Origin of the sequence: Nocardia sp. NBC_00508, from assembly GCF_036346875.1 — a bacterium.
Lineage (GTDB): Bacteria > Actinomycetota > Actinomycetes > Mycobacteriales > Mycobacteriaceae > Nocardia.
On sequence record NZ_CP107852.1, the window covers coordinates 3895873 to 3907685 of the forward strand.

At 67.8% G+C, this 11813-nt stretch carries 11 protein-coding genes; 5 read left to right on the forward strand and 6 right to left on the reverse strand.

Annotation, left to right across the window (positions count from 1 at the left end):
- Positions 1–12: 12 nt before the first annotated feature.
- Positions 13–3597, forward strand: coding sequence for a protein kinase domain-containing protein (locus tag OHA40_RS17235; RefSeq protein WP_330227966.1), 3585 nt, complete (start codon positions 13–15; stop codon positions 3595–3597).
- Between the two features lie 10 nt (positions 3598–3607).
- Here the strand turns inward: OHA40_RS17235 and OHA40_RS17240 are convergent, their stop codons facing one another.
- Both OHA40_RS17240 and OHA40_RS17245 read right to left on the reverse strand, forming a co-directional pair.
- Positions 3608–4924, reverse strand: coding sequence for a class I SAM-dependent methyltransferase (locus OHA40_RS17240; protein WP_330227967.1), 1317 nt, complete (start codon positions 4922–4924; stop codon positions 3608–3610).
- On the reverse strand, positions 4921–6363 hold the full coding sequence (locus tag OHA40_RS17245; protein ID WP_330234228.1) for an FAD-binding oxidoreductase: 1443 nt from the start codon (positions 6361–6363) through the stop codon (positions 4921–4923). Before OHA40_RS17245 ends, OHA40_RS17240 begins: the two co-directional genes overlap by 4 nt.
- A gap of 206 nt (positions 6364–6569) precedes the next feature.
- On the opposite strand from OHA40_RS17245, the gene OHA40_RS17250 reads away from it, so the two are divergent.
- Positions 6570–7004, forward strand: coding sequence for an SRPBCC family protein (locus tag OHA40_RS17250; protein WP_330227968.1), 435 nt, complete (start codon positions 6570–6572; stop codon positions 7002–7004).
- 62 nt (positions 7005–7066) lie between these two features.
- On the opposite strand, the gene OHA40_RS17255 is transcribed toward OHA40_RS17250, so the two are convergent.
- The 3 genes from OHA40_RS17255 to OHA40_RS17265 form a co-directional block, all read right to left on the reverse strand.
- Positions 7067–7417: a VOC family protein gene (locus OHA40_RS17255; protein ID WP_330227969.1), complete on the reverse strand. Its 351-nt coding sequence runs from the start codon at positions 7415–7417 to the stop codon at positions 7067–7069.
- A gap of 14 nt (positions 7418–7431) precedes the next feature.
- Positions 7432–8244 (reverse strand): MerR family transcriptional regulator, encoded by an 813-nt coding sequence (locus OHA40_RS17260; RefSeq protein WP_330227970.1) that lies wholly within the window; start codon positions 8242–8244, stop codon positions 7432–7434.
- Positions 8245–8359: 115 nt separating this feature from the next.
- Complete coding sequence (locus OHA40_RS17265) at positions 8360–9028, reverse strand: hypothetical protein (RefSeq protein ID WP_330227971.1); 669 nt, start codon at positions 9026–9028, stop codon at positions 8360–8362.
- A gap of 193 nt (positions 9029–9221) precedes the next feature.
- Here OHA40_RS17265 and OHA40_RS17270 point away from each other — a divergent pair, with 193 nt between their 5' ends.
- From OHA40_RS17270 to OHA40_RS17280, 3 genes are all read left to right on the forward strand, one after another.
- Complete coding sequence (locus OHA40_RS17270; protein WP_330227972.1) at positions 9222–9554, forward strand: YbaB/EbfC family nucleoid-associated protein; 333 nt, start codon at positions 9222–9224, stop codon at positions 9552–9554.
- Between the two features lie 13 nt (positions 9555–9567).
- Positions 9568–10176 carry a recombination mediator RecR gene (gene recR / locus OHA40_RS17275; RefSeq protein WP_330227973.1) on the forward strand — a complete coding sequence of 203 codons (609 nt, stop codon included), beginning with the start codon at positions 9568–9570 and terminating at the stop codon, positions 10174–10176.
- A 106-nt stretch (positions 10177–10282) separates the two neighbouring features.
- Positions 10283–10900, forward strand: a complete 618-nt coding sequence (locus OHA40_RS17280; protein WP_330227974.1) for a LysE family translocator — start codon at positions 10283–10285, stop codon at positions 10898–10900.
- A gap of 60 nt (positions 10901–10960) precedes the next feature.
- Here OHA40_RS17280 and OHA40_RS17285 read toward each other — a convergent pair whose 3' ends face one another.
- Positions 10961–11605 (reverse strand): hypothetical protein, encoded by a 645-nt coding sequence (locus OHA40_RS17285; protein WP_330227975.1) that lies wholly within the window; start codon positions 11603–11605, stop codon positions 10961–10963.
- Positions 11606–11813 lie beyond the last annotated feature (208 nt).

The following is an 11813-nucleotide window of genomic DNA, read 5'->3' on the forward strand; positions in this document are numbered from 1 at the left end:
CGAGGTGATCACATGAATCCACAACCGCGCTCGGCTCGGGTGGATCCCGAATCGACTGCGGCCGAATCGCATACGCAGCGTCAGGCGCCCATCGACATCACCGACGAACTCGAGGCGATGGGTCTGTCCGGCGCGGTGGAGATCGGCCGCGGCGGGTTCGGGGTGGTCTATCGCTGCATCCAGACCGCGTTGGACCGGGTGGTCGCGGTGAAAGTGCTCTCCTCGGAGATCGATCAGGAGAGCCGGGAGCGCTTCCTGCGCGAGGAACAAGCCATGGGCAGGCTGTCCGGTCATCCCAATATCGTCGACATCCTCCAGGTGGACGTCACCGCCACCGGTATGCCGCTGATCGTCATGCCGTTCTGCACGCGTGGGTCGCTGGAACGGCTCATTCGAGATCACGGCCCGCTGACCTGGTCGGACTCGCTGCGAGCCGGGGTGAAGCTGGCGGGCGCGATCGAGAGCGCGCACCGTGCCCACATCCTGCACCGGGACGTGAAACCGGCCAACGTCCTGCTCAGCGGCTACGGCGAACCGCAGCTGACCGACTTCGGCATCGCCCGCATTCCGGGCGGGTTCCGCACGTCGAGCAGCTTGATCACCGGCTCGCCCGCGTTCACCGCGCCCGAGGTGCTCAAGGGCGACGAGCCGACCATCCGCTCCGACGTCTATGGCCTCGGCTCGACATTGTTCGCGCTGCTCACCGGGCACGCTGCCTTCGAGCGCCAGGCGGGCGAGCGGGTGGTCGCCCAGTTCCTGCGGATCACCACGCAGCCCGTACCCGACTTGCGGGAACAGGACATTCCGCCGGACGTGTCCGCCGCCATCGAACATGCCATGTCCCCGAACCCGCGCGATCGTCCGGACAGCGCGTACGAATTCGGCGAAATGCTGCGAACGGTGCAGCGTGACCACGATCAGTTGCCCGACGAGATGGCGCTGCTGGACACCACGCCCGAATCCGAGTCGACGGCATCGACCGTCGGCGAGCCGACGGTGGCGTGGACCGGTTCCCATCCCGCGGTCACCGCGCGACGCAGCTGGCCGTTGACGTTGCGGCCGGCCGTCTCGCAGCACCCCGGTACGACGGGGGCGATCACGATGCCGCCAACGGCCGCGACCAAGTTTCGTCCGCCGACACCGACGCGCGCTCCGGTGCCGCGGCCGCGTTTGCTGGACATCCTGCGGGCGGGCGGGCGGCGCAGGCTGGCGGTGATCCACGGCCCCGCGGGGTTCGGCAAGAGCACGCTGGCCGCGCAGTGGCGCGCCGAACTCGCCGAGGGTGACACCGCGGTCGCCTGGATCGGTATCGACCGCGACGACGACAACGAGATCTGGTTGCTGGCGCATCTGATCCAGGCGATCCGCCGCGTGCGCCCGGATGTCGGCAGCGGTCTGGAGCAGGTGCTAGAGGAACGGCCCGCCGACGCCGCCGCGTTCGTGATACCCACGCTCATCGACGAGATCCATGCCGCGGGCCAGACGATCGTAGTGATCGTCGAGGACTGGCATCGGATCACCGACGCGGGCGCGCTTCGAGCGATGGAGGCGCTGCTGGACAACGGATGTCACCACCTGCGATTCGTGGTGACCAGCCGGGAGCAGTCCGGACTGCCGACCAGCCGGATGCGGGTGCACGACGAACTGGTCGAGATCGGCTCGGCCGCGTTGCGCCTGACCGAGGCGGAGACCAGGCAGATCCTGGTGGAACGCAATGGGTTCGCGCTCACTCCCGAGCAGGTCACCGCGATTCATACGGCCACCGACGGCTGGCCGGCCGCCATTCAGCTGGTCGGGCTGTCGTTGCGCGGCAATACCGACCCGGCACAGCTGATCGCCACGCTCTCCGAGGGCGACCACGGCATCCGCGAGTACCTCGCCGAGAACGTGCTGGACACACTGGAACCGAGGATGCTCGAGTTCCTGATGTCGATCGCGGTGATCGAGCGCGTGAGCGGCTCGCTCGCCGCGGCGCTGTCCGGCGATGCGGACGCCGAGCAGCTGCTCGAGCAGGCCGAGCAGCGCGAGCTGTTCCTGCGGCGCATCGACCACGACCCGGAGTGGTTCCGCATGCAGCCGCTGTTCGCCGAGCATCTGCGGACCCGGCTCGACCGTGTCCACCCGGGGAAGTCGAAGACATTGCATCGCAAGGCTTCGCGCTGGTACGCCGAGCACCAGCTGCTGCGCAAGTCGGTCGATCACGCGCTGGCTGCGACCGATCTGAAAATGGCGCTGGACCTGCTGGAGAGCGGCGGCATGGACCTGATCGACGGTTCCCGCCTGGCCACGCTGCTTGGCAGCGTATCGAAACTGCCGATGCAGCAGGTGGCTTCGCGCTCCAAGCTGCTGATGGCGGTGGCCAGGGCCAATGTCAATCTGCAGCAGTCCGGCGCGGCGCGCAACGCGCTGGGCAGGCTGTCGAACATCCTGGCTCGCGGGTCCTCCAGCGACGACGACGTGCGCGTGCAGCGCTGCCAGGCCGTGGTACTCGCCGCGGCCGACCAGATCGCGCGTGACCACACCGAAGGCGTGCTGGATCGGGTCGCCGACTGCCTCGGGCACCCGGACGAACTGCCGCCGTGGACAGTCTCGACCGCGGCGAACCTGACCACCTTCGTGCGCCTGTGCGAGTTCGATTTCGAGGGCGCCAGGGAGGTCCAGGAATGGGCCGAGGAATACCACGAGCGTTCGAAGGACCCGCTCGGCATGGTCTTCGGCCGCTGCGGCCAGGGCGCTGCCGCCTACGAGGAACTCGACATCGCGACCGCCACCCGGTGCTTCCAGCAGGCATGGGAGTTCGCGCGGGAGCGCTCGGGTCCTCGCTCGCACGCGGTGCGCGTCGCCGCCGCGCTCCTCGGCGAATTGAGTTACCGCCGGGGCGAGCTCGGCACCGCCGACCCGCTGCTCGACGAGAGCCACGAACTGGTCACCCGGGTCGGCCCGGTGGACTTCCTGATCTCGACGTTCGTCGTCGGCGCCAGAGTCAAGGCGGTCCGGGGCGACCTGTACACCGCGGCTGCCCGGCTGGACGAGGGCGCCCGCATCGCGGCCGACAATCGGCTCGCCAGACTGAGCGCGCATATCCGCGCCGAACGGCTGCGGCTCGGCCTGCCGATGGACCCCGCGGACCGTAGGTACACCGATATCGCCGAGTCCACGCCGCTGCAGGCGGGTCACCGGCTGACCGGCGCAGCTTTGCTCGCCGCCGAGGCCGAGGAACTGGCCGCGATCCGCGCGCTGCTCGCCGAACACCGGTTCGGCTCCGATGACCGGGCAGTGCGCCGCGCCCGCGCGCTGTACGGCCACACGCTCGAAAAGCGCCGTCCACGAGCACAATTGGACGCCGCGCTGCTGCTCGCGGAATGCCTGGCCGCTTCCGGTTGGGTCGGCGAGGCCACCAACCTGCTGCTGCCCTCCGTCGGGACCTGCGCCGCCCTCGGCTGGACCAGACCGCTGCTGGACGCGGGCCCCGGCGTGGTCGGCATCATGCGCGTGCTGCGCGCCGATCTGCCCCCGTCGGGCCAGGTCGGCGACACCGAACTGCCCGCCCTCTTCCTGGACGAACTCCTGGACGAGGCGGGCAGTCAGGCGTTTTGAAGGCGCCGGATTACGGCTGCCACCATGGACGCAGCGGCACGGTCCAGTCGCCGTCGGCGGGCAGTTTGACGCCGAGCACCTGGTGCAGCTGAATGACGTTGCGCTGGAAACCGAGCCGGCAGCCCGCCATGTACAGGCCCCACACCTTCGCGGTGCCCGCGCCGACCTCCGCGACGCAGGCGTCCCAGTTGGCGACCAGGTTCCTGCACCATTCGCGCAGGGTCAGCGCGTAGTGCTCGCGCAGGTTCTCCTCGTGCAGCACCTCGAGTCCGATGTTCTGGATCTCGGAGATGATCCGGCCGGAACCGATCAGCTCGCCGTCCGGGAACACGTAGCGGTCGATGAAATCGCCCGCTTTGGTGGTGCGAGTGTTGTCCGGGCGCGTGATGCAGTGGTTCAGGAACAGACCGCCATCGCGCAGTTTGCTCTTGATGAAGTCGAAGTAGAACGGGTAGTTGTGCACGCCGATGTGCTCGGTGAGACCGATCGAGGACACCGCGTCGAATTCGCCCTCCGGCACGTCGCGGTAGTCGGAATGGCGCACCTCGGCCAGGTCGGCCAGGCCGTCCTCGGCGATCTTCTTCTGCGCCCACGCCGCCTGCTCGGCCGACAGCGTCGCGCCGATGACCTTGACGCCGCGCTTGGCGGCGTAGCGCACCATGCCGCCCCACCCGCAGCCGATGTCGAGCAGCCGGTCGCCTTCCTTCAACCGCAGCTTCTCGAACACCAGGCGGTATTTGTTCTCCTGGGCCTGTTCCAGCGACCAGTCCTCGTCACCGTAGACCGCGCAGGTGTAGGTCATGGACGGGCCGAGCACGTGCTCGTAGAAGGTATTCGAGACGTCGTAGTGGTGGTGGATGGCATCGGCGTCTCTGGCCTTGGAGTGACGCAGGCCCTCGAAGGCGATGCGGCGCCAGCGTGGCAGGGTTTCCTGCGGCGGCGGGGGGACCGGCTTGAGCCGCTCCCAGCCGAGTGAGCGCGCTATGGTCACCAGGGCCAGCGCGGACGGCCGATGAAACTTCAGCCCGTCCATCGCCCTCAGGATTTCGTAGGGATCGCCGGGGTGCACGCCGCTGGCGGTCATGTCGCCTGCGATGTAGGCGCGGGCCATGCCCAGGTCGCCGGGTGCGGTGGCCAGATAGTTGATGCCGCGCGGCGTCTTGATGTCCAGCGCGAACTCCGAATCCTCCGGTCCGGCCGCGCTGCCGTCGTAGGCCGTCAGGCGGATCGGCACGTCGCCATCGAGGAGGGTCTCGAAGACCTCGGCAATGCTGAGCTTGGTTCCGAGGTCAGCGAAGACATCGGAACGGTCCCGGAATGTCGTCATTTGCGTTGCACCGCCTTCGAATACAAATCCAGCAAGCGCTGGTCTGGGTCGTAGCGTTTCTTCAGTTCGGTGTAGGTGTTTCCGCCGTAGAGCGCGGCGAACTCATCCTTGTCGTAGAAGGAATCCGAGTACAGCGACTTATGTCCGTCGAACTCGGTCACCGTGCGTTCGATGGCGCGGTTGGCCGCTCCTTCTTGCTGCCCGGGGACCGTGGGGACGGCCGACCAGAATCCGACATTCACGTAGGTTCGGTTCGGCTCCAAGGGGTACAGCGGCCATGCACGGTCGCCCGCCCGGTCTTCCTCGTCGGTCGGGCGCAAACGCAGCGGGCACAGCCAGATCGGCTCGATCGGAATCTCCCGCAGAAACCATCCCACGAAGTCGGCGGTGCGCTCCACCGGTACCTCGATGTCCTGCACCACCCGTTCGCGCGGCGGATTGCCTTTGCGGGCCTCCAGCTTGTCGCCGACGTGGTATTTCCGGTCCAGCGCCACCAGCTTCCAGTAGAAGCTGCTGCGGCGATAGCGTTTCGGCCAGAACCGGCGGATCTTCGGGTTCTGCGCGCCGAACGCGCGAGAGCACCAGAACCAGTCGGTGTCCCAGCGCCACAGGTAGTCGTGGATGGTGAGACGGTCGCGCTTGGGTGCGCTCCTGTCGTGCTGGATGGACCGGTAGTAGCTGTCCATGCCGGTGTAGTCGCTGGTCGGACCGGGCTCGTCGGTTCGGCGGCCGAGCGTCAGGTAGCTCTCTTCGGCGGAGAACACGACGCCGTCGAGGTAGTCGACCCGCTCGCCGTCGAAGGTCCGGTCCGTCACGATCGTCGCAAGGGTCGCCTCCAGCTCGCGTAGACCGTGAAAGCGCAGGTGCCGCAGGGCGACGTACGGCTGCACCTGTTCCAGTTCGATCTTCAGCCGGACGGTGTAACCCAAGGTGCCGTAGGAGTTCGGAAAGCCGCGGAACAGATCGGCGTGCTCGTTGTGCGGCGTCGCGGTGAGGATCTCACCCGCGCCGGTCAGCACGTCCATCTCCAGCACCGACTCGTGCGGCAAGCCGTTGCGGAACGAGGTGGACTCGATGCCGAGCCCGGTGACCGCTCCGCCCAGCGTGATCGTCTTGAGCTGCGGAACGATCAGCGGCGCCAGCCCGTACGGGAGGGTGGCGGCCACCAGCTCCTCGTAGGTGGTCATGCCCGCGACGTCGGCGGTCCTGGCGACCGGGTCCACCGCGATGACCTTGGTCAGGCCGGAGACGTCCAAACCGGGCGCGGTGTTCTCGGCCCTGGCGCGGAAAAGGTTCGAGGTTTTCTTGGCCAACCGGACGTTGGCATGCTCGGGTATCGCGCGGTAACTCGCCAATAGGCGGTCCACGCCCGCTCGATGCGCGGCAAATCCTGATTCGCGTGTGGCCGGTGCGTGTCCGGCCTTCCCCAACAGACTCACTGCCACCCCTCGACGCTAGTACGGACGATTCGACTGGGCCACCGTGACGGCACGGTGGTGGAGAAATGTCACGCACATGTTGCGAAAGGGAATACCGAATTGTCCGGAGTGGTTCGCCATACGGTCGGCCCTACCCGCTTTCCTTCGATCTGGACAGGGCAGGATGGAGACCTGTCGAGACACCGCACCCGGACAAGGAGCTCATTGTGGGACAGGTCAGCGCCAGCAGTTCGATCGTCGTGGCGGCGGATCCGCAGCGCGCACTCGAGGCAATCGCCGACTACGACACGGTGCGTCCGCGCATTCTCTCCTCGCATTACCGCGACTACAAGGTGGTCGAGGGCGGCAAGGGAGCGGGCACCGTCGCAGAGTGGACGCTGCAGGCCACCGAGAAGCGGGCGCGCAATGTGCACGCGGTCGTATCGGTATCGGATTCCATTGTCACCGAGCGTGATTCGAATTCCACGCTGGTGAACACCTGGACCGTCACCCCGGAGGGCTCCGGCGCGCGGGTCACGCTGCGCACCACTTGGAAGGGCGCGGGCGGTATCGCGGGCATCTTCGAGGGGATCTTCGCGCCGCTGGGTCTGAAGAAGATCCAGGCCGAGGTGCTGGGGAACCTGCAGCGCGAACTGGCCTGATCGGCTACGACGACGGCCCGGCGCCCGTTTCGGCGCCGGGCCGTCGTCCGTCTCACGGGGGTTTACTCGCCGCCGATGTCGAAGAGGTTGCCTTCCGGGTCGGCCAGTGTCGTCCACTTCGTGCCGTACATGTCGAAATCGCCTCTGTGCTCGGCGCCGAGGCCGATCGCGCGTTGCACCTGCTCGTGCCGATCGGATGCGTGCAGGTCCAGGTGGATCACGTTCTTGCCCGGATTCTTGTCCGGCACCTGGATGAACATCAGCACCGGCGTGGCGCCCGCGGTCCGGCCGACGGTGGCGAACTCCGCGCCGGCATCGGGGTCGACCGGCAGGTCGAGCAGTCGCGCCCAGAATGCGGCGAGCGCACCGGCGTCCGCGCAATCGATGGTCACGTGGGCGAGCGAGAGTGCCATGGATATCTCCTTGTTCACGGCTGGGTGATGGGCCAGCACACTTCCGTCCGGTAGGTGGTGGGATCGTCGGCTCGGTCGGGGCCGAACAGGTACATCTCCCGGATCGGCTCGGGCAAGGCGACGTCGTGTTCGGCGACATGACTGCCCAACGCGCCGTAGGTGCGATCGAAATCGTCGAACGGACCGTCGTGCACGGCGACGGCGAAACGGCGCTCGGGCAATTCGATGGCCGAAAGCCCTTGCGGCAGCGCGATGCCGGTATCGGTGATCGGGACGAATGCGACGACCTCGCCCTCGTCGTCTTCGAAGAACTCGGTGCCATACGTGGCGCCGCTGATACCCGCGGGCGCGATGTCGGCCGCGGCCAGTGCTTCGTACAGCGCCTGGAACGTCGATCCGCACCACTGGCCGATGTGGTCCCGCGCTACCACCGCGCTGATGGCGGCGGCCGGAAAGGCCGGGACCGTGCGATACTCCACCGCGATCGGCGCCGCGGGCATCAGCAGCGAACGCAAGGACGCAACGACCGCGCGGGTGCGGGTCAGCTCCTCCTCCATGCGCATCAGGTGTGTGCGCAGCGCGGCGTCGCGGGTGTCCTCGTCCGGCGCGGCGAGCACGGCGCGGATCTCCGGAAGCGGCATGTCCAATGCGCGGAGCCGCCGGATCAGCTGCGCCTGCTCCACCTGTGCGGTCGAATACCGCCGATAGCCCGAACTCGCGTCGATGTCGGCCGGAGTGAGCAGGTCGATCTCATGGTAGTAGCGCAGCGTCTTCACGCTGAGGTGGCTCAGCCTGGAGAACTCCCCGATCGGGACAGTGGCCGTCATGGCACCAGCCAACACCCTCCAGCGACGGGAGGGTCAACGGCACCCGGAGACGACTGCCTGTGGCCTCCGTTCGACCCGGAGCGGCCCGTGTACGGGCCTCGTCCGGCTGCGCCTGCTATGCGAGGGCGAAGGTCAGCAGCAGTGTGGTCTGGAACGCGCCGCGCCACCAGGAGTAGCCGAACCAGACACCCGGAGTGACCTCGCGGATTTCGTCGTAGACCTGCGGCGTCGGCGACGGCGTGTAGTCGAGCGCCCAGGTGGGGCCGCCGTCGAGCAGGGCGGGCGCGGCGTAGACGTCGGCACGCCAGCCTTCGATGCCTGCGCCGGTGAGACGGTTCATCAGGTAACCGCCATCCGGTCCGGTGTAGAAGGTCTTGCCGATCCAGAACGCGGGCGCCAGAGACTGCATGATCGGCGGGCGGGTCACCCAGCCCGCCTGCACACCCGTCGGGATCGCGCCGAGGGGCGCGTCGCGGAAGATCACGTCCTGCTGGTCCGGCGAGCAACGGAACCGCAGCGAATCCAGGGTCGCCGCCTTGTCTCCCGGGTAGAGAACGCAGCCGCCGCCGTAATCGGCGACAGCCGGGATTACTTCCGGGTCGACGGCATCGGCATCGGCCTCGGCGGAGGCCGCGGGGCTTGCGTCGGCGGACGCGGCGGGGTTGGCGTCGGCTGAGGACGCTGGGCCGGCATCGGCGAACGCCGCAGGGCCGGCGACGCCGAGAAAGATGCTGGGGAGACTCAGCGCGAGCAGCACACTGCCCGCGAAACCGTATGCCCTCATCGCTGTCTCCAGATTCGCCGCGCCGGTCGCCGACCCAATTCGATGGTAGGGCGAGTTCGACGTCTCACCGTGGGAACTACCCAACCTGTTACCGGCACTGCTTCGAACACCTCGGGACGATCGGGCCGCGCCGGACCTCCGGTGCGGCAGGACTAGGCTGACCGATGACACCTTCCCCAGAGAGGACCCTCCCGTGCAGCCAGGTGGTCAGTTCGATATGCAACAGTTACTCGCCCAGGCGCAGCAGATGCAGCAGGCGGTGATGGAAGCTCAAGCCGAGATCGCGGCGAGCGAGGTGGAGGGCGCCGCGGGTGGCGGGCTGGTCCAGGTCACCATCAAGGCGACCGGCGAGGTGGTGTCGCTGACCATCGACCCGAAGGCCGTCGACCCCGAGGACGTCGAGACCTTGCAGGACCTGGTGATCGGTGCGATCAACGATGCGATGGCGAACGCGCAGCACCTCGCCGCGGAACGGCTCGGGCCGTTGTCCGGCGGTCTCGGCGGCGGTTCGCTGCCCGGTTTCTGAGCCGAGGTAGCAGTTGTACGAGGGTCCGGTCCAGGATCTGATCGACGAGTTGGGCAAGCTGCCCGGCGTCGGTCCGAAGAGCGCGCAGCGCATCGCCTTTCATCTGCTCCAGGTGGAGTCGCCGGAGATCGATCGGTTGCAGGCCGCCCTGCAGAAGGTGCGCGACGGTGTCCGGTTCTGCGTGGTCTGCGGGACGGTCTCCGATGGCGAGCTGTGTCGCATCTGCGCCGACCCGCGTCGCGACCGCACCATGATCTGCGTGGTCGAAGAGCCCAAGGACGTGCAGGCGATCGAGCGCACCAGGGAGTTCCGCGGCCGCTACCACGTGCTCGGCGGCGCGCTCGATCCGCTCAGTGGCGTCGGCCCCGATCAGCTGCGGATCCGAGAATTGTTGGCGCGCATCGCGAATCAGGAGGACGGTGTCGATGTCACCGAGGTGATCATCGCGACCGATCCGAACACCGAGGGCGAGGCCACCGCCACCTACCTGGTCCGGATGCTGCGCGATTTCCCCGGCTTGAGCGTGACCAGACTGGCTTCGGGCCTGCCGATGGGCGGCGATCTGGAGTTCGCCGACGAGCTGACCCTCGGTCGCGCGCTGTCCGGGCGGCGCGCGCTGTAGCCGCTCCCGGCCCGCGCCGCCGCATGCTCGATGCGATCACGGCGGGTCCGTCGGCTTCCCTTGCAAGGGGATTGCGCCGCGCCGAGCGTGGGTTACTGTGTCGGGGATGAGCATCGAATTCGTGCTGACGACGCTCGTCATCGTCGCCACTCCCGGTACCGGCGTGCTGTTCACCCTCGCGGCCGGTTTGTCGCGAGGCGCCCGGGCCAGCGTGATCGCGGCCTTCGGCTGCACGCTCGGCATCGTTCCACACATGGTCGCGGCGATCACCGGCTTGGCCGCGGTGCTCAACGCCAGCGCGGTCGCGTTCCAGACACTGAAGTACCTCGGCGTCGCCTACCTGCTGTACATGGCGTGGAGCACGTTCCGGGACAAGGGCGCGCTCGCCGTCCCGGAGCAGACCGGGCACGCCGCACCCTCGGCGCGCACGGTGATCACCTCCGCCGTGCTGCTCAACATCCTCAATCCGAAGCTGACCATCTTCTTCTTCGCGTTCCTGCCCCAATTCGTGCCCAGCGGCGCGCCGAACGCGTTGGCGCGCATGCTGGAACTGAGCGGCATCTTCATGTTCGCCACGTTCGTGGTGTTCGCGATCTACGGTGCTTGCGCGGCCGCGGTGCGCAACCAGGTCATCTCCCGCCCCGCCGTGGTGACCTGGATGCGCCGAGCCTTCGGCGCTTCGTTTCTCGCCCTCGCGGGCCGCCTCGCCACCCAGAACCAATGAGCATTTCGCCATCGCTCGACTCCAGCCCGGAGTCCGGGCGTTCGCGCAGCTGTAGGAGGTTCAGAGTTCGACGCGGGACCAGGGGAGGCCGGGGAAGCGAGTCCGGTCGTCAGTGGCCCAGTCCCAGATGAGGGCGGCCACGGTGGCGGGATCGGCGACGGTGGTGCCGAAGTGCTTGTCGGGGGAGCCGTCTCGGTATTCGAGGGTGTAGACGCCGGTGTTCTCGCGGTAGGTCTGGATGTAGAACTGTTCGCCGCGCTCGATGACCAGGTACGGGTTCGGCGGGCTCAACTCCGGAACCCACTGCTCGGCAAGCGCTTTGGTCAGGTACGGGAACTCGCCCGCGCCGCCGTGGGTGATGGTGGCCGGAATGCGCCCGGCCGGATCGATCAGCCAGGCCAGCTGCGGGTCGTAGACGGCGTAGTTCAGCGGTGTCGCGAGTTCGAACAGCAGGTGGCGGACGAAGCCGATCGCGTCGTACGGGCACGGCACGTACAGTGCCGCGCCGGTGGCGGCACCGCCCACCGGGGCGGTGCTGAGAAAGCTGTCCTCTTCGGGCAGCTCCGCGTTGCGTCTGTTCAGCTCGGCCGCGATCTGCGCGACCGCCCCCGACTCGGGGACGCCCTGCTGGGTGCTCAGGTAGGCGTCGACCTCAGCGATCGACGATGCGACACCGGACGGCAGCAACACGTGGTCATAGCTCACCCGGGCCAGGGTACGGAACCGCTAGGACGCGCCGCCGGATCGCGTCGTCCTCCGTGCACTTGCAGCCGCCCGCCAGATCTCCGCAATCGATGACAAAGGCGTGCCTGGCATGGGCGGGATCAATGCACCACTCTTCGGTGCATTCGTCGAACCGGCTCGCATGCACGATAAGGGTTCCGTGGCAGTGGTCGAACGCCGAATCGCAGGA

Bases quoted from the DNA above. Each gene is read 5' to 3' on its own strand.
- OHA40_RS17235 (WP_330227966.1), top strand. From the start codon at position 13: ATGAATCCACAACCGCGCTCGGCTCGGGTGGATCCCGAATCGACTGCG.
- OHA40_RS17255 (WP_330227969.1), bottom strand. From the start codon at position 7,417: ATGGCACTCTCGCTCGCCCACGTGACCATCGATTGCGCGGACGCCGGT.
- OHA40_RS17265 (WP_330227971.1), bottom strand. From the start codon at position 9,028: ATGAGGGCATACGGTTTCGCGGGCAGTGTGCTGCTCGCGCTGAGTCTC.
- OHA40_RS17280 (WP_330227974.1), top strand. From the start codon at position 10,283: ATGAGCATCGAATTCGTGCTGACGACGCTCGTCATCGTCGCCACTCCC.
- OHA40_RS17240 (WP_330227967.1), bottom strand. From the start codon at position 4,924: ATGACGACATTCCGGGACCGTTCCGATGTCTTCGCTGACCTCGGAACC.
- OHA40_RS17260 (WP_330227970.1), bottom strand. From the start codon at position 8,244: ATGACGGCCACTGTCCCGATCGGGGAGTTCTCCAGGCTGAGCCACCTC.